Raw genomic sequence first — 17,863 nt, 5'->3', positions numbered from 1 at the left:
TCTCTGTCATGCTAATCAGCCATTTCGGAGTTTACTATGCCGACCCGTCGTTATAACCCCGACCGTCGACGTGAAGCACTACTGGAACGTATCAGTCTGGATATTCCTTTACTTGTCTCCCAGGCCCTGCGTGAGGATCTGGGCGGCGAAGTCGACCCTGACCAGGATATTACGGCTCAACTCTTGCCCGCCGACAGCCGCTCGCACGCGGTAGTGATTACCCGGGAAAATGGCGTATTCTGCGGACGCCGCTGGGTGGAAGAGGTGTTTATTCAGTTGGGCGGCGATGTGGAAGTCACCTGGAAAGTCGAGGATGGCGATACCGTTCAGGAAAATCAGCCACTGTTCGAACTGAAAGGGCCTTCCCGGGTTCTGCTGACGGGTGAACGCAGCGCGCTCAACTTTGTGCAGACCCTTTCTGGCGTCGCCAGCGAAGTACGATCCTATGTGGATCTGCTTAACGGCACTCATACCCAGCTGCTTGATACCCGTAAAACCGTTCCTGGCCTGCGTTCCGCCCTGAAATACGCCGTACAGTGCGGCGGCGGCGCCAACCACCGTCTGGGCCTGTCCGACGCGTTTCTGATTAAAGAAAATCACATCATCGCTTCTGGCTCCATTCGCCAGGCGGTTGAAAAAGCGTTCTGGCTGCACCCCGATGTACCCGTAGAGGTGGAAGTGGAATCGCTGGACGAGCTGGATCAGGCGCTAAAAGCCGGTGCCGATATCATTATGCTGGATAACTTCTCGGTAGAAGATATGCGCGAAGCCGTGAGCCGCGCCCATAATAAGGCCCAACTGGAAGTGTCCGGTAACGTCACCAAAGAGACCCTGCGGGAATATGCTCTGACCGGCGTTGATTACATCTCCGTCGGTGCCCTGACCAAACACATTCGTGCGCTCGATCTCTCCATGCGCTTTATCACTCCCTGATAGCAAACGCGCCCGGTTATGCGGGCGCGATTCCTTCCCCCTATGTAACCCGTGTAACGCCGCTAAGTTGTGCTGAAGCACGCTTCCCGTTCCCGTTTTTGCCATTCGCTAACCCCGCCATGACTCCTGCACAGTGAGCCCATTACCCGACTCACCACGGAGCTTCATATGCACAACCAGAAAGGCTTTACCCTGATTGAACTGATGGTCGTTATCGGGATCGTCGCCATTCTTAGCGCAGTCGGCATTCCGGCTTATCAGAACTACCTGCGCAAGGCTGCACTGACCGACATGTTGCAAACCTTCCTTCCCTTTCGTACCGCAGTTGAAATCTGTGCCCTTGAGCGCGGTGGACTATCCCCCTGCAGCGCCAGCACCAATGGGATCCCTGCACCAGCTACCAGCCGTTATGTAGAGAAAATGAGCGTGGCTCAGGGCGTTATCACACTGACCGGTAAAGAGAGCCTGACCGGCCTGACCGTTACCCTCACGCCACTCTGGAATAACGCTGAAGGCATAACGGGATGGAAGCGCGGCTGTAAGGTGGCGCAGGCCAATGCCCTGCAGGGCGCCTGCGAAGAAATTTTCCGCTTTGCGACGGAGTAATCATCATGTCCCCTGACGAGCTCGCCCAACTGTGCCGCCAGCATCAGACCGTACTGCTGGAAATGAACGAAAGCCGAATTCGGGTCGCAGTACCTGACCAGGTCCCTTCCGGACTGCTGGAAACCCTCAACTTCGCAGATAATCGCAGCGTGGAACTGGAGTACTGGAGCCGGGAGCGACTGGAAACATATCAGCACGCCCGGGAGAGCAGCACGCCGTTCAGCACCGTACCAAACAGTGCCGTGGAGCTGGTCAGCCACATGCTGGCCAAAGCGGTAACCCGCCGGGCCTCGGATATTCATATCGAACCGGGCGCAACCCAGGGCCGCATCCGCCTGCGCATCGACGGCGTACTCCATTCGCTAACCACTTTCCCGATAGAGATGGCTGGGGCGTTGGTGACCCGTCTGAAGGTACTCAGCAATCTGGACGTCGCCGAACGGCGCCTGCCCCAGGATGGCCAGTTCACGCTGACGGTAGAAAGCGAAGCGCTGTCATTAAGAATCTCCACCCTGCCCTGCCAGCACGGTGAAAAGGTGGTACTAAGACTGATGCGCAACAACAGCCACCCGCTAACGCCGGATGCGCTGGGTATGACGCCAGACGCCCTGAACTGCTTTCGCCAGGCATTGCACAGCCCTCAGGGGCTGTTGCTGGTCACCGGCCCTACCGGCAGCGGCAAAACGCTAACGCTCTACAGCGGCCTGAACGAGCTGAATCAACCGGGCGTGAATATCTCAAGCGTAGAGGACCCCGTGGAAATTCCGCTGGAAGGCATAACCCAAACGCAGATTCATCCCCGAGCAGGACTCACCTTTCAGGCAGTACTCAGATCCCTGCTTCGTCAGGATCCGGATGTCATCATGGTCGGGGAAATCCGCGATGGCGAAACCGCAGAGATAGCCATTAAAGCGGCCCAGACCGGTCATCTGGTACTCTCCACGCTGCATACTCACTCGGCGGTTCAAACACTGACTCGCATGGAACAAATGGGCGTGGCCCGCTGGCAGATTGCCTCTGCCCTGCGGCTAATTATCGCCCAGCGCCTGGTGCGCCGCCTCTGTTCCCACTGCCGCATCCGGGGCGACACCGACATCGTGCTGCCGTCACATCTCTGGCCGCGACCGTTACCGGACTGGCAGCCACAGGGTTGTGAGCAGTGTTATGGTGGATTCTATGAACGCCACGCATTGTTTGAACTACTGCCAGTAGACGAAACCCTTCGCCAGGCGATTGCCAATGGCGTCTCGCAGGCAGAGCTTACCCAAATGGCGAACGGCCTGGGGCTGCCGGGCCTCCATGAGTGTGGTTTTCATGCCGTTGAGCAGGGGTTAACCACGGTTCAGGAACTGTGGCGGGTGTTAGGAGTGGCCCCGTGAACGCTATGCGTCTGTGGCGTTGGCAAGCGCTGGATGACGACGGCCAGCTATATTATGGCGTGATGATCGCCCGCCATCGCCGCGAAGCGCTGGCGCATCTGAATGAACGATTGCTCTGCCCCATACAGTTGCGCAGCGTTGCTTCTCCGGGGCGACGCTGCTGGCATCCGCAGCAGAAAATTCACTTTCTACGCCAACTCGCGGCGCTATTACAGGCAGGGATAGCACTGGAGCAGGGATGTCGGCTGATAGCGCAACTTCATGAACTGGACGGCTGGCGGGCTCTATTGACGCAGATTGCAGAACAATTAGCCGCAGGCAAAACACTCAGCGATATCCTGGCCCACTGGTCCGGACTTTTCCCACCCCTGTTCATCGCGCTATTACGCACCGGTGAACAGACGGGACAACTGGCGGAATGCTGCGAACGCCTGGCCGATCAACAGGCACAACTCTATCAATTACGCCAAAAAACGCTCAGGGCGCTGCGTTATCCGCTATTTACACTGGCGGTCGCATTGCTGGTATGCGCAGGCCTGGTGGGATTCGTACTGCCGGAATTTGCCGCCATCTACCAGAGCTTCTCTGCCCCGCTTCCGGCTCTGACGCAGGGAGTCATTAACCTCTCGGCATGGCTGGTCCGGTATGGTCCGATACTGGTCGTCGCCATCGCCGCCCTTTTACTGTGCTGGCGATGGCTACGCCGCTATGAACGCTGGCAGGACAAAGAGCAGCGTATGCTGATGCGCCTGCCGCTGATTGCGCCACTGCTTCGTGGGCAGCGCCTGAGCCAGATCCATACCACGCTGGCATTAACCCAACGTTCTGGTCTCCCTCTGATGCAGGGGCTGGAGGCCGCCGGGTTAGCGCTCACCTCGCACTGGTGGCGGTCGCAGCTACAGCGCGTTCGCCAGCGTGTGACCGACGGTTCTCCCTTTTCTCAGGCGCTGGCGCAGGAACCAATTTTCACGCCGCTATGCGTGCAGCTTGTCCGCACCGGCGAGGAGAGCGGAACCCTGGACCTGATGCTGGAAAAGCTGGCGCAGTGGCATACCGAAAAAACGCGCGAACTGGCCGAAGGATTGAGCAGTGCCCTGGAGCCCATTGTGATGGTTATTATGGGGGTACTGATCGGTACTCTGGTGATCGCCATGTACCTGCCGGTCTTTCGGCTGGGGGAGGCATTTGGAATGGGGTAATCGTCAGAAAAATAAACAAGGAAAATCAATGCATTGATTTTCGGCTGATAACCACGAAGAGGGAAAAACCACGTTTTTTCCTCTTCGTCATCAACCTGAAAGGGCGCCTGAAGGCACCCTTTACACAGATTACAGACTGTTAAAGATCCGGTTTTCCTGTTCCTGAACCCGGATAAAAGTCGTGCGCTTGGTCAGCTCTTTCAGACGTTCAGCCCCTACATAGGTGCAGGCAGAACGCAGGCCGCCAAGAATATCGCGGGCCGTATTTTCCACCGGGCCACGTAGCGGCAGCTTCACGGTTTTCCCTTCCGCCGCGCGGTATTGCGCCACGCCGCCGACGTGGCGGTTCATGGCCGAGGCGGAGCTCATGCCGTAGAACAGCATAAATTTCTCGCCGTTCTCTTCAACAATACTGCCGCCGCTCTCTTCGTGACCGGCCAGCATGCCGCCCAGCATCACAAAGTCAGCGCCGCCGCCAAAGGCTTTGGCCACATCGCCCGGCATGGTGCAACCGCCATCACTGACGATCTGGCCACCCAGGCCATGCGCGGCATCCGCACATTCAATCACGGCGGAAAGCTGCGGATAGCCCACCCCCGTTTTAACCCGGGTGGTACACACCGAGCCAGGACCGATGCCGACCTTCACAATGTCGGCGCCGGAGAGAATCAGCTCCTCACACATTTCACCGGTGACCACGTTACCGGCACAGATCACTTTATCCGGCCAGGCTGCACGCGCTTTGCTGACGAAATGAACGAAATGCTCAGAGTAGCCGTTAGCCACATCGATACAGATGAAATTCAGTGCCGGGGAAAGCGCCAGAATATCTTTGGTTTTCTGGAAATCGGTATCTGAAGTTCCGGTAGAGACCATCACGTGCTTCAGCACATCGGCGGAGGCCGAATCGACAAACTGGCTCCATGCCGCAACATCATAGTGCTTGTGCACTGCGGTCAGAATATCAAATTTGGCAAGCTGACGTGCCATTTCGAAGGTGCCGACGGTATCCATGTTGGCGGCAATAATGGGTACGCCAGACCACTTAATACCCGCATGCTTAAAGGTGAACTCGCGCTCCAGCTCGACTTCGGAGCGGCTTTTCAGGGTAGAACGTTTAGGGCGGATAAGAACGTCTTTAAAACCTAATTTCAGATCTTCTTCAATACGCATGAGCGGATTTTCCTGGGTTAATGGTGATGTTCGCTGTGATGACTTCGGCGGTACAACGACCTGGTCCAGTGACGCTATCATACGCGCTAATAATGACGCCGCAAGACTGCGAAATTCTCCTTTTTTACGCTACAATCCCGGAAATTTACCTTAAAAACGGTCAGGTGCACGTATTCCTGTACCCTCCTGTCATCATCGGCAGGAAAAATTTCATCTATCCTTTTGATAATGCGTAACTTCCAGGTATCACCTTTATGAGCTATATCGTCGCCTTAACGGGGGGAATCGGCAGCGGAAAAAGTACCGTCGCCGATGCCTTTGCCGCACTGGGAATTGTCATTGTCGATGCCGACATGATCGCTCGCGAGGTTGTGGAACCCGGCGAACCGGCTCTGAGAGACATCCAGGCACATTTTGGCCCCGATGTTATAACTGCGGATGGCGCGCTCAATCGCCGAAAACTGCGTGAAATCGTCTTTGCCGAGCCGCAGGAAAAAGCCTGGCTGAATGCACTGTTACATCCGCTGATACAAAACCGTACCCGCGAAGCCATTGCCAGGGCTGGCTCCCCCTATGTACTCTGGGTGGTGCCGCTGCTGGTGGAAAATCAGCTTCAGAGCCGGGCCGATCGGGTTCTGGTCGTCGATGTTGCGCCAGAAACACAAATAGCCCGAACCATGAAGCGTGACGGCGTTACCCGCCATCACGCGCAACAGATTCTTGCCGCCCAGGCATCCCGGGAAACCCGGCTCTCTGTGGCGGATGACGTAATAAATAATGACGGCGACCCGCAGAACGCGGTTGCGGAAGTCACCCGCCTGCATCAACACTATCTGGCTCTGGCCAGGCAGGCAGCAGCACAGGAAAATGATTGATGCTCTCTCAACTCCTTTTTGAACACCCACTGAATGAAAAAATGCGTACCTGGCTGCGTATGGAGTTTCTGCTCAAGCAGATGGATGCCCTGCTGCCAGTTCAGGATCACGCCAGTGCGCTCCATCTGTTCCGTAACCTTGGCGATCTACTGGACGTTCTGGAGCGTGGTGAGGTGCGTACGGATATTCTTAAGGAGCTGGAACGCCAGCAGCGTAAATTGCAGGAGTGGGCTGCGGTTCCCGGCGTCGATCCCCAACGCATTAACGAGCTGCGTGCGCAATTACAGGCCCTGGGCAGCACGCTGATGTCAGCCCCTCGCCCCGGTCAGACGCTGCGGGAAGATCGCCTGATAGCGCTGGTACGCCAGCGCCTGAGTATCCCCGGTGGCTGCTGTAGCTTCGACCTGCCGACGCTGCATGTCTGGCTGGCTCAGCCTCAGGAGATGCGTGATACGTTGGTAAATGGCTGGCTTGCCTCACTGACGCCGCTGCGTCAGCCGCTGGATATGGTGCTGGAGCTCACCCGCAACGGCACACCGATGCGCAAGCAGACCAGCCTGAACGGCTTTTATCAGGATAACGGTGAAGATGCGAATCTGCTACGGCTGCAGCTTGCTGCCGACTGCGGTCTGTATCCGCAGATTTCCGGTCACAAGAGCCGCTTCGCCATTCGCTTTGTGCCGCTGGACAGCGAGCGCGGAACAGTACCAGACCGTCTCGACTTCGAGCTGGCCTGCTGTTAAGAAGGAGATATAACGATGTCTGATACCACCGTAAACTGCCCCACCTGTGGCAAATCGGTTATCTGGGGCGAACAGAGTCCGTTTCGCCCCTTTTGCAGCAAGCGCTGTCAGCTGATCGACCTGGGGGAGTGGGCTGCGGAAGAGAAGCGAATTCCCAGCCAGGGCGATCTCACCGACAGCGATGACTGGAGCGAAAACGAACGCTTCGAATAGCGCCTGAAGCCGCTTTACTCCGCCAGTAGCTGTTCAATAACCTGGACATTGGCTGGCGGAAAGGCGTCAATTTTCAGGGCATGCTGCGGGATCCATTCTCCAGGCTGCCCCTCCTTTCCCCAGGGTTCCCCCTGCCACGCATCCACCAGATAGAACCACAGCGTCACATGGCGATCGGGAAAGCTGTGCTCCAGTTTGCGGTAGAGCGCGTAGCGGCTGACCTCAATGCCCACCTCTTCACTCAGTTCACGGACCAGCGCCTGTTCCGGGCTCTCTCCCTGTTCAATCTTACCGCCAGGAAACTCCCACTTATCCCCCATATGGGCATCGGAGGCCCGACGGGTAATAAAAATCTGCCGCTCGGTATTGCGGATGATGCCGACGGCGATATTCAGCTGTTTCATCAATTTTTCCTGTAAAAAAGGGCGCAGCAAGCTGCGCCCATCGTATCCTTTCCCTTCGGCTAAGGGAGAATTAGCTTAAGCGGCCATGGCACTGCTTATATTTCTTTCCGGAACCGCACGGGCAGGGATCGTTACGCCCGACTTTACGCTCCCCGGTCTGGGATGCGATAGCCTCGGCAGCGGCCTGCTGGTCGTCCTGATGGCTAAGCTGCTGCATCTGCGCCAGGCGCTCGGCCTCTTCGCGACGCTGCTGCTCCATCTCTTCCACCTCTTCCGGCATCCGTACCTGAACCTTGCTCAGGGTGCTGATAACTTCATACTTCAGAGACTCCAGCATTGCTGCGAACATGGAGAAGGATTCACGCTTGTACTCCTGCTTAGGATCTTTCTGCGCGTAACCACGCAGATGGATGCCCTGACGCAGATAGTCCATGGCGGCAAGGTGCTCTTTCCACAGGGAATCGAGCGTTTGCAGCATCACGCCTTTCTCGAAGTGGCGCATCATCTCTTCGCCTACCACCTCTTCTTTCGCCTTATAGCTATCGATGGCGTTCTGCAGAATGCGCTCGCGCAGGGTCTCTTCGTGCAGCTCCGGCTCTTTATCCAGCCACTCGGCGATCGGCATATCCAGATCGAAGTCGTTTTTCAGACGTTCCTGCAGACCGGTCACGTCCCACATCTCTTCCAGCGACTGAGGCGGAATATGCGCGTCAATGGTCGCTTTAAAGACGTCTTCGCGAATGCTGCCGATGGTTTCGCTGATATCGGCCACGTCCAGCAGTTCGTTACGCTGGGTGTAAATCGCGCGACGCTGATCGTTAGCCACATCGTCATATTCCAGCAGTTGCTTACGGATATCGAAGTTGCGGCTTTCCACCTTACGCTGGGCGTTAGCAATAGCCTTGGTGACCCACGGGTGCTCGATGGCCTCGCCCGGCTTCATGCCCAGTTTTCGCATCATGCCAGAGACGCGATCGGACGCAAAAATACGCATCAGGGCATCTTCCATGGACAGGTAGAAACGGGAAGAACCCGCATCCCCCTGACGACCGGAACGCCCGCGCAGCTGGTTATCGATACGGCGCGATTCGTGGCGCTCGGTACCAATAATATGCAGACCACCTGATGCCAGCACCGCTTCGTGGCGCTTCTGCCACTCGGCCTTAATAGCTTCAATCTGGGCTTCATCCGGGTTTTCCAGCTGCGCTACTTCGCTCTGCCAGCTACCACCCAGCACGATATCGGTACCACGGCCCGCCATGTTGGTGGCAATGGTGACGGTACCAGGATAGCCGGCCTGAGCGACGATTTCCGCTTCGTGGGCGTGGAATTTCGCATTCAGCACGTTGTGCTTGATACCCGCTTTGGTCAGCTCTCGGGAAACCACTTCCGATTTTTCGATAGAGATAGTCCCCACCAGCACCGGCTGGCCATTGGCGGTACGCTCTTTAATATCTTCGGTAATCGCGACGATCTTGTCAGCTTCACTCATGTAGACCAGATCCGGCAGATCCTTACGAATCATCGGACGGTTGGTCGGCACCACGATAGTATCCAGCTTGTAGATAGAGCTGAATTCAAACGCTTCAGTGTCTGCAGTACCGGTCATCCCCGCCAGTTTCTGGTACAAACGGAAATAGTTCTGGAAGGTGATCGACGCCAGGGTCTGGTTCTCGTTCTGAATATCCACCCCTTCTTTCGCTTCCACCGCCTGGTGCAGACCGTCTGACCAGCGACGACCCTGCATGGTACGACCGGTGTGTTCGTCGACGATAATAACTTCGCCATCCTTCACGATGTAGTCCACATCGCGAGTGAACAGCGCATGGGCGCGCAGCGCTGCCGTCACGTGGTGCATCAGCATAATGTTAGTCGGCGAGTAAAGCGACTCTCCCTCTTCCATAATGCCCTCGTTCACCAGCAGCTCTTCTACCAGCACCAGGCCGCGCTCGGTCAGGTTCACCTGACGAGATTTTTCATCAACGGAGAAGTGGCCTTCACCCTGGAAGGTGTCGGAGTCCTCTTTTTCCTGACGAATCAGGTTCGGGATGATTTTATCCACGCGGCGATAGAGGTCGGAGCTATCTTCCGCCGGGCCGGAAATAATAAGCGGAGTACGGGCTTCGTCGATCAGAATGGAGTCAACTTCGTCCACCAGCGCGTAGTGAAGCTTGCGCTGAACGCGCTCTTCCGGGCTGAACGCCATGTTGTCACGCAGGTAGTCAAAACCGTATTCGTTGTTGGTGCCATAGGTGATATCGGCAGCATAGGCCTCACGCTTGGCCGGCGCCGGCATTCCCGGCAGGTTGATGCCGACGGAAAGCCCCAGGAATTCGAACAGCGGGCGGTTGTTTTCGGCGTCACGCTGGGCCAGATAGTCGTTGACGGTCACCACGTGCACGCCTTTGCCGGTCAGGGCATTCAGGTAGGCGGGCAGCGTCGCGGTCAGCGTTTTACCTTCACCGGTACGCATCTCTGCGATGCAGCGTTCGTTCAGCACCATACCGCCCAGCATCTGGACATCAAAGTGACGCATGCCGAATACCCGCTTACTGGCTTCGCGGACCACCGCAAAGGCTTCCGGCAGCAGCGATTCCAGAGACTCATCCTTTTCCAGGCGCGCGCGGAATTCCGCCGTCTTGCCTTTCAGCTCTTCGTCGGAGAGTTTTTCCAGCTCCGGCTCAAGGCTGTTAATCTTCGCCACCTGCTTGCGCATGCGGCGCAGGGTACGATCGTTGCGACTACCAAATACTTTCGTTAATAACTTAATTAGCATGATAATAAAATCTCAGACGCCTCATTACGGCGGGGTAATAGAATGAAAAAAAACAGATAACCCGATTAAACGAGGCGCTGAGGTCCGGCGCGAATACCGCGAACCTGGCTCAGCCAGTTTTTCACGCTAAAGCGATGCGCGGGAGGAAAGGCGGACAGTCGCGTGCTGCGGACAGCCGGAGGTTTGCTCTGTAGGGTAAGCAACGCGCTTAACGTATCCAGTAGCGCGAATTGCTGTGCCTTCAGGGGAAGCGGTGCCTCTGTCGTCGGCAGCGCCTGAGGCGCCATCGCGAAAGAGAGATGGCGAATAACCGTACGAAGGGCGTGCTGATGCCAGTAGTCGACGCTGAAAGAGGTGCGGCGATTAGCATCCTGTAGCAAAACCAGACTGGAAAAATCCAGCGTCGGACGACGTTCCGGATTACTGGCTGCGGCTTCTGCCTGAGGTCCTGTACCTGCGTCATTGTTCGGCGCGGGCAGGCCAAGACTGGCCGCGACCATCCCCAAAAGGAGATGCGGCCAGAAATATCGCCTGCCGAATTGTCGCCATCGAACAAGGATGCCAATCACTCAAGTCACCAGAAGTTTAATAGACAGATGGGCGCAGCCCGCATTTCAGAACGTGAAAATTTGTGCCAGATAGTACCATCAATCCCGCCTGGCGGCATCTGTAATCATCGGGTGCCCGACGCGGATCGCGTAATAAAAAAGCAGTTGCGTCGTCAGCCAAAGAAAATAGCGTTGAGAGGAGATGGGGAGACAGGCAAGACAAAAACGACTGGTTCCCCTGGCCGGAGAGAGTGCCAGGTAAACCAGCCGTCTTTTTAAGTCAGGCGCGTTGTATTACGCCAGGACCAGCGACGGTGCTTTGAATGCTACCGGAAGTTCGGCTTCGTCCTCGAAGGTCACATACTCCCAGGCTTCCTGTTTTGCCAGAACGGCCTGCAGAAGTTTGTTATTCAGTGCATGCCCAGACTTATACGCAGTGAACGCACCAATAATGTTGTGACCGCACATGAACAGATCGCCAATGGCATCCAGCATTTTATGACGCACGAATTCGTCTTCAAAACGCAGGCCATCTTCATTCAGCACGCGGTAATCGTCGACGACGATAGCGCAATCAAAGCTGCCGCCCAGGCACAGGCCGCGGGACTGCAGATATTCGATATCGCGCATAAAGCCGAAGGTACGCGCGCGGCTGATCTGCCGCGTAAAGGCGTCGGCCGAGAAATCCATGCGGTAACGCTGGTTGCTGGAATCAATCGCCGGATGGTTAAAGTCGATGGTAAAGTCCAGCGAAAAACCATTGTACGGTTTGAATTCAGCCCATTTGTCACCATCCTCAACCCGGACGGTCTCTTTAATGCGGACGAATTTCTTAGCCACATTCAGTTCATCAATGCCAGCATCCAGCAGCAGATAAACAAAGGGCGCGGCGCTGCCATCCATAATCGGAATTTCCGGCGCATTGACTTCAACAATAATGTTATCAATGCCCAGACCGGCCAGAGCGGCATTCAGGTGCTCGACGGTGGAAATCCGCACGTCATGCTCGTTCACCAGGCAAGTGCAGAGCATGGTATCCCGCACGGATTTGGCATCTGCCGGAAAATCAACCGGTGGATTCAAGTCTGTGCGACGATAGATGACCCCGGTATTGGCCGGCGCAGGGCGCAACGTCAGCGTGACTTTCTTGCCGGTATGTAAACCGACACCTGTCGCCTGAACGATACGTTTTAATGTCCGTTGTTTGATCATCGTTTTATCTCGCCAAATTACTCATCCAACCGAAAGTGTACATCACAATCGGTGGGGCATTGTAGCACATCGGGCTATAAAACCCAAACTTCCGGTTAATTCTTAATCCGCCTGCTTACGCAGAAACGCCGGGATATCAAGATAATCCGGTTCTTTTGCCGCCTGACCGCTGTTGTCGTTGACCACTTTAGCGACGGTTTTCTGCTCCTGAGTCAGCGGAGACATACCGTGCTGCTGGTAACGATCCATCACCGGCTGCTGTACCTGCTGCTGCTGTTTGGTCACCAGGGTAATTTCCGGACGCTTGTCCATACCGATACCGGTCGCGACGACGGTAACACGCAGTTCGTCATTCATATCCGGATCCAGTGAGGTACCGATAACCACGGTGGCGTTGTCGGAGGCAAACGCGCGGATGGTGTTACCCACGGTTTCAAACTCATCCAGACGCAGGTCGAAGCCAGCGGTGATGTTGACCAGAACGCCACGCGCGCCGGACAGGTCGATATCTTCCAGCAGCGGGCTGGAGATCGCCATTTCGGCCGCTTCTTCGGCACGGTCTTCGCCATTGGCAACGCCGGAGCCCATCATCGCATAGCCCATTTCGGACATCACGGTGCGAACGTCCGCAAAGTCGACGTTCATCAGACCCGGACGGGTAATCAGTTCGGCAATACCCTGCACTGCGCCTTTCAGCACGTCGTTAGCGGCGCCGAAGGCGTCCAGCAGAGAGATGCCGCGGCCCAGTACTTTGAGCAGCTTATCGTTCGGAATAGTGATCAACGAGTCCACGTGCTTGGACAGTTCGGTAATCCCCTGCTCCGCAAAGGCCATACGCTTCTTGCCTTCAAAATTGAACGGCTTGGTCACAACGGCCACGGTCAGGATCCCCAGGTCTTTGGCTACTTCAGCCACGACCGGTGCTGCACCCGTACCGGTACCGCCACCCATGCCCGCTGCGATAAACACCATGTCCGCACCTTCCAGCGCGGCGCGCAGCGCCTCGCGGTCTTCATCGGCCGCGTTGCGTCCCACTTCCGGGTTCGCCCCTGCGCCCAGACCTTTGGTAATGCCGTTACCAATCTGGATGGTCTGCCCTACCGCCGTCTTACGCAATGCCTGAGCATCGGTATTGACTGCGAAGAACTCTACGCCTTCGATGCGCTCGCGCACCATGTGCTCTACGGCGTTGCCGCCGCCGCCACCGACGCCGATGACTTTAATCACCGCGTCGTTGGTTAGTTCCATAGGTTCAAACATAGTTTCTCTCCGTTTTGTGCCTGTCGCCTGAGACCGCTAATTTTCTACGGTCTCTTAAAAAAATTAAAACTCTTTTCTCAGCCAGGTGTTGATTCGCTTAATCCATGAACCGACTGATGCTCGTTTCTCTACTTCCGCCTCACCGCTCAGATGGGACTCTTTCCCGTAATGCAGCAGTCCGACAGCCGTTGAGTAGTAAGGCTCCTGGGCATAATCCGTCAGCCCGGTAATATTGAGCGGCTGCCCGATACGCACCTGCGTATGGAAGACGCGCTGCGCGCAGGCGGCCAGTCCTTCAATTTGCGCAGCACCGCCGGTCAGAACGATACCCGCCGCCAGATGATGTTTCACACCCTGCTGACGCAGTTGCTCCTGCAGTTGCAGAATCTCTTCATTCACCAAATTAAGCAGCTCGGTATAACGCGGCTCAATCACTTCAGCCAGCGTCTGCCGCTGCAAGCTACGCGGCGGTCGGCCCCCAACGCTTGGGACCTCCACACTCTCGTCTTTGCCAACCAGCGAACCCAGCGCACAGCCATGGCGCACTTTAATCGCCTCCGCGTCGCTCGGCGGCGTGCCGAAGGCATATGCGATATCGCTGGTCACCACATTCCCCGCGTAGGGAATAACCTTAGTGTGACGCAGCGCGCCGCCAGTATAGACGGCCATATCCATTGTACCACCGCCGATATCAACGACGCAGACACCCAGCTCACGTTCATCCTCGGTCAGGACCGAATAACTCGCCGCCAGACCCGCGAAAATAAGTTGGTCAACTTTCAGGCCGCAACGTTCCACGGCTTTAACAATGTTTTTCGCCATATCGTTATGGCAGGTAATCAGGTGCACCTTTGCCTGCATCCTGACCCCGGAAAGTCCTACCGGATTCTTAATTCCTTCCTGGTAATCGATAGCATATTCCTGAGGAATAACGTGAAGAACCCGGTGTTCATCGCGTACGCGTACCGATTTTGCGGTGTGGACGACGTTTTCCACGTCCTCCTGAGTCACCTCTTCTTCAGAGATCGGCACCATACCAATCTCGTTCTGGCAGCTGATATGCTTACCCGAAAGCGCCAGATAGACCGAGGAGATCTGGCAATCAGCCATCAGTTCGGCCTGATCGATGGCGCGCTGTACGCACTTCACCACCGATTCCAGATCGTTAACACCGCCTTTATCCATACCCCGCGACGGGCAACTGCCCACGCCAATGATATTCACAATACCGTCGGGCAGAACTTCCCCTACTAAAGCGGCCACCTTCGCAGTGCCAATCTCCAGTCCTACTACCAGTTTTCTGTCCGTCGATTTAATCATCGTTGCTCTGCCTGTGCCTGATTCTGTTGTTGATTAAGTTCCTCGACAGGGGCCGGCGCCCAACCGACCGCTGCGCCTGAGTCATAGCGCAGATCGACGGTGCTGATAATCTTGCCGTCGGTCTGTGCCTGCTGTTGCAGAACCGGGTAGAGTTCCACAAAGCGATTCAGACGTTTCATCGTATCGCCCCGACCCAGATTGAGCTTAATATCGTTATTAAGCGTTAAGACCCAGGAACGACGGGCGGTCATTGCCGCCTCTTTCAACGTAAATCTGGCTTTCGCCAGCACTTCACTCATATCGCGGTAGCCCGTAAGCACCTCTTTTTCGCTACCTTCCGGGCCGAAAAGCTTCGGCAACGTCTGGTTACGGGTGCGGGACGCGGGCACGCTGAAGGAGTTTCCCGCAGCGTCAACCATATGCTGGTCATTCCACCGCGCCATGGGCACATATTCAACCAGATGAATCTTCAATTCGTCCGGCCATTGCTTTCTGACGCTCGCCTGCTTAATCCACGGCAGGCGCTCAATCTGTTGCTGGATGATGTTCACATCCTGCGTCATAAAGGTACCAGGCGCCCCCAGCGACATTATCGACTGGCGAATATCATCGTTGCGCGTGTAGTGGCGCTCCCCGGTGACCACCAGCTTCGACAGCGGCAAACGCTGAGCGTCTTCCATCCATCCGATGACCATCCAGCCGCCAATCACGACCGACATCACCACCGCCAGCAAAAAAATAATGCCCGCCAGGTGCGTACCGTTGTTGCGGCCGGAGGATTTTTCTTCTTCCTCCCGGGGGCGAGCATTCAGAGCAGCCTGAGACATATCAGTCCGCCAGTTCCAGAATACGCGCCACCAGCTGCGGGAAGCTCATCCCCGCCTGGCGCGCCGCCATCGGCACCAGGCTGTGGCTGGTCATACCGGGCGCGGTGTTGACTTCCAGCAAACGGAAACTGCCGTCGCTGTCTTCCATCACGTCCACGCGCCCCCAGCCGCTGCAACCCAGAACCTGCCAGGCTCGGATAGCCAGATCCTGCAGTTCCGCCTCACGCTCATCGCTCAGTCCCGCCGGGCAAAAGTACCGGGTATCGTCCGACAGATATTTGGCTTCATAATCATAAAAGATGCCTGCCGGCTGAATACGGATAGAAGGCAGCGTCTCTTCCCCCAGCACCGCCACGGTATACTCCGGGCCACTCAGCCATTTTTCGACCAGCACTTCGTCGTCGTATTTAAACGCCAACTCCAGCGCATCCGCCAGTTCATCGGCGGTAGTCACTTTCGACATACCAACGCTCGATCCTTCGCGGCTGGGCTTAATAATCACCGGCATTCCCAACGCGGCGACCTGGATTGCCAGGCTCGCCGTAAAACCGTCATGCGCGTTCAGCGTCACCGAAGGCGCTACCGGCAATCCGGCACCCTGCCATAACAGCTTGGTGCGCTGTTTATCCATAGTGATGGCAGAGGCCATCACACCGCTACCGGTATAGGGCATCCCCATCAAATCCAGCATGCCCTGCAGCGTGCCATCTTCACCACCGCGCCCGTGTAGCGCGATAAAGACCCTGTCGTAACCCTCTTCTTTCAGCGAGGTAACGGGGATATCCCGCGGATCCACGGCATAGGCGTCGATACCCGCCTCGCGCAGGCCAGCCAGTACCGCGCTTCCGGACTGCAGTGAAACTTCACGCTCTGCCGAACTTCCCCCCAGCAGGACGGCAACTTTTTCAACCATGTTGATCCTCCTCCTGAGTTTGGGGTTGCAATTTGATTTCAGCCAGTTTTTTCGCAATTTTCCCGACGTTCCCGGCACCTTGCACCAGGATCAAGTCATTTCCCGTCAGAACCGGCGCCAGGATCGAGGCTACCTGTTCTGCGTCCGGCACCAGGATCGGATCCACCATGCCGCGACCGCGAATGGTGCGACATAGCGAGCGGCTATCGGCGCCCGGAATCGGCGCTTCACCGGCCGAATACACCTCCAGCATCAGTAATGCGTCCACCTGCGACAGCACCCCGGCGAAGTCATCATAGAGATCCCGGGTACGGGTATAACGGTGCGGCTGGAAGACCATCACCAGATTTTTATCCGGCCAGCCAGCGCGCGCGGCCTTAATGGTGGCATCCACCTCCGTCGGATGGTGGCCATAGTCATCCACCAGCATGGCGCTGCCCGTTTTGCCGTTCACCGGCGCCAGCGGATACTCGCCCAGGAAGTCGAAACGCCGCCCGGTGCCCTGGAAGCTCTCCAGAGCCCGCAGAATGGCCTCATCGTCGATGCCTTCCTCGGTCGCCACCGCCACCGCCGCCGCCGCGTTCAGCGCGTTATGGCGCCCGGGTGCGTTAAGCTGTACTGCAATGGCGGGTTTATCCTGGCGCACCAGGGTAAACAGACCACAGGCGCCGTTCTGCCGGTAATCTTCAATCCGCACGTCCGCATCATCGCTAAAGCCGTAGGTGGTCACATGACGCCCTACTCGCGGCAGCAACTCGCGAATGACCGCATCGTCAACACACATCACCGCACGACCGTAAAACGGCAGGTTATGCAGAAAGTTAATAAACGTCTGCTTCAGATTCTCGAAGTCGCCCTGATAGGTATCCATATGGTCGGCTTCGATATTGGTGACCACCGCCACCATCGGCTGCAGATGCAGGAAGGAGGCATCGCTCTCATCCGCTTCCGCAATCAGGTAACGGCTGCAACCCAGTCGCGCATGGGTACCGGCCGACTTCACCAGACCACCATTAACAAAGGTGGGGTCCAGTCCCGCCTCCGCATAAATACTTGCCACCATAGCCGTGGTGGTGGTTTTTCCATGGGTACCGGCAATCGCGATACCGTGGCGAAAACGCATCAGTTCCGCCAGCATCTCGGCCCGGCGAATCACCGGAATGCGCAGCTCATGGGCCGCAACGATCTCAGGGTTATCCTGAGTGATGGCAGATGACACCACTACCACGCTCGCATCCCGCACGTTTTCCGGGCGGTGATGGAAATAGATGGTTGCGCCGAGCTCAGACAACTGCCGGGTAACCGGGTTCGGCGCCAGATCGGAACCGCTGATCTGGTAGCCTTCATTCGCCAGCACTTCCGCGATGCCGCCCATGCCGGCCCCGCCGATGCCAACGAAGTGTATGTGCCGGACGCGACGCATCTCGGGCACGATTGAACGCAGTTTCGCCAGTTGTTGTGTATTCATTCTTTAATACCCAC

17 protein-coding genes are annotated in these 17,863 nt (G+C 56.7%); 7 read left to right on the top strand and 10 right to left on the bottom strand.

What is annotated here, in order from left to right:
- Nucleotides 1-36: 36 nt before the first annotated feature.
- The 4 genes from nadC to hofC all read left to right on the top strand — a co-directional run bounded on the left by nadC (nucleotide 37) and on the right by hofC (nucleotide 4,117).
- Nucleotides 37-933, top strand: coding sequence for a carboxylating nicotinate-nucleotide diphosphorylase (gene nadC, locus SCU88_RS04210; RefSeq protein WP_138095763.1), 897 nt, complete (start codon nucleotides 37-39; stop codon nucleotides 931-933).
- Between the two features lie 168 nt (nucleotides 934-1,101).
- A complete protein-coding gene (ppdD, locus tag SCU88_RS04205) occupies nucleotides 1,102-1,539 on the top strand; it encodes a prepilin peptidase-dependent pilin (RefSeq protein ID WP_175340293.1) in 438 nt (145 codons plus the stop codon).
- A 5-nt stretch (nucleotides 1,540-1,544) separates the two neighbouring features.
- Nucleotides 1,545-2,918, top strand: a complete 1,374-nt coding sequence (gene gspE, locus SCU88_RS04200) for a type II secretion system protein GspE (RefSeq protein WP_138095761.1) — start codon at nucleotides 1,545-1,547, stop codon at nucleotides 2,916-2,918.
- 5 nt (nucleotides 2,919-2,923) lie between these two features.
- Entirely contained in the window at nucleotides 2,924-4,117 is a 1,194-nt protein-coding gene (hofC, locus tag SCU88_RS04195) for a protein transport protein HofC (RefSeq protein ID WP_431810148.1), read from the top strand.
- A 129-nt stretch (nucleotides 4,118-4,246) separates the two neighbouring features.
- Here the strand turns inward: hofC and SCU88_RS04190 are convergent, their stop codons facing one another.
- Nucleotides 4,247-5,290 carry a GMP reductase gene (locus SCU88_RS04190; protein ID WP_138095760.1) on the bottom strand — a complete coding sequence of 348 codons (1,044 nt, stop codon included), beginning with the start codon at nucleotides 5,288-5,290 and terminating at the stop codon, nucleotides 4,247-4,249.
- 254 nt (nucleotides 5,291-5,544) lie between these two features.
- On the opposite strand from SCU88_RS04190, the gene coaE reads away from it, so the two are divergent.
- The 3 genes from coaE to yacG are packed head-to-tail and all read left to right on the top strand — an operon-like array spanning nucleotide 5,545 to nucleotide 7,121.
- Nucleotides 5,545-6,165 carry a dephospho-CoA kinase gene (gene coaE / locus SCU88_RS04185; protein ID WP_138095759.1) on the top strand — a complete coding sequence of 207 codons (621 nt, stop codon included), beginning with the start codon at nucleotides 5,545-5,547 and terminating at the stop codon, nucleotides 6,163-6,165.
- Nucleotides 6,165-6,908, top strand: coding sequence for a cell division protein ZapD (gene zapD, locus SCU88_RS04180; RefSeq protein ID WP_175340295.1), 744 nt, complete (start codon nucleotides 6,165-6,167; stop codon nucleotides 6,906-6,908). Before coaE ends, zapD begins: the two co-directional genes overlap by 1 nt.
- A gap of 15 nt (nucleotides 6,909-6,923) precedes the next feature.
- On the top strand, nucleotides 6,924-7,121 hold the full coding sequence (gene yacG / locus SCU88_RS04175; RefSeq protein ID WP_138095757.1) for a DNA gyrase inhibitor YacG: 198 nt from the start codon (nucleotides 6,924-6,926) through the stop codon (nucleotides 7,119-7,121).
- A 14-nt stretch (nucleotides 7,122-7,135) separates the two neighbouring features.
- Here the strand turns inward: yacG and mutT are convergent, their stop codons facing one another.
- The 9 genes from mutT to murC form a co-directional block, all read right to left on the bottom strand.
- Nucleotides 7,136-7,525: an 8-oxo-dGTP diphosphatase MutT gene (gene mutT / locus SCU88_RS04170; RefSeq protein WP_175340296.1), complete on the bottom strand. Its 390-nt coding sequence runs from the start codon at nucleotides 7,523-7,525 to the stop codon at nucleotides 7,136-7,138.
- A gap of 70 nt (nucleotides 7,526-7,595) precedes the next feature.
- Nucleotides 7,596-10,301 (bottom strand): preprotein translocase subunit SecA, encoded by a 2,706-nt coding sequence (gene secA, locus SCU88_RS04165; protein WP_138095754.1) that lies wholly within the window; start codon nucleotides 10,299-10,301, stop codon nucleotides 7,596-7,598.
- A 65-nt stretch (nucleotides 10,302-10,366) separates the two neighbouring features.
- On the bottom strand, nucleotides 10,367-10,870 hold the full coding sequence (secM, locus tag SCU88_RS04160; protein ID WP_175340297.1) for a secA translation cis-regulator SecM: 504 nt from the start codon (nucleotides 10,868-10,870) through the stop codon (nucleotides 10,367-10,369).
- Nucleotides 10,871-11,143: 273 nt separating this feature from the next.
- Nucleotides 11,144-12,061 (bottom strand): UDP-3-O-acyl-N-acetylglucosamine deacetylase, encoded by a 918-nt coding sequence (gene lpxC / locus SCU88_RS04155; RefSeq protein ID WP_138095752.1) that lies wholly within the window; start codon nucleotides 12,059-12,061, stop codon nucleotides 11,144-11,146.
- A 102-nt stretch (nucleotides 12,062-12,163) separates the two neighbouring features.
- Nucleotides 12,164-13,321: a cell division protein FtsZ gene (ftsZ, locus tag SCU88_RS04150; RefSeq protein ID WP_138095751.1), complete on the bottom strand. Its 1,158-nt coding sequence runs from the start codon at nucleotides 13,319-13,321 to the stop codon at nucleotides 12,164-12,166.
- A 63-nt stretch (nucleotides 13,322-13,384) separates the two neighbouring features.
- On the bottom strand, nucleotides 13,385-14,641 hold the full coding sequence (gene ftsA, locus SCU88_RS04145) for a cell division protein FtsA (RefSeq protein WP_138095750.1): 1,257 nt from the start codon (nucleotides 14,639-14,641) through the stop codon (nucleotides 13,385-13,387).
- Nucleotides 14,638-15,468 (bottom strand): cell division protein FtsQ, encoded by an 831-nt coding sequence (ftsQ, locus tag SCU88_RS04140; RefSeq protein WP_175340298.1) that lies wholly within the window; start codon nucleotides 15,466-15,468, stop codon nucleotides 14,638-14,640. The genes ftsA and ftsQ overlap by 4 nt, the downstream gene beginning before the upstream one ends.
- A 1-nt stretch (nucleotide 15,469) precedes the next feature.
- A complete protein-coding gene (locus tag SCU88_RS04135; protein WP_138095748.1) occupies nucleotides 15,470-16,381 on the bottom strand; it encodes a D-alanine--D-alanine ligase in 912 nt (303 codons plus the stop codon).
- Nucleotides 16,374-17,849: a UDP-N-acetylmuramate--L-alanine ligase gene (murC, locus tag SCU88_RS04130; RefSeq protein ID WP_138095747.1), complete on the bottom strand. Its 1,476-nt coding sequence runs from the start codon at nucleotides 17,847-17,849 to the stop codon at nucleotides 16,374-16,376. Before murC ends, SCU88_RS04135 begins: the two co-directional genes overlap by 8 nt.
- Between the last annotated feature and the right edge of the window lie 14 nt (nucleotides 17,850-17,863).

Origin of the sequence: Jejuibacter sp. L23 (genome assembly GCF_050815825.1) — a bacterium.
GTDB lineage: Bacteria > Pseudomonadota > Gammaproteobacteria > Enterobacterales > Enterobacteriaceae > Jejubacter > Jejubacter calystegiae.
Note: the sequence above shows the minus strand (reverse complement) of the source record. Positions and strands in the feature narration are given on the sequence as shown.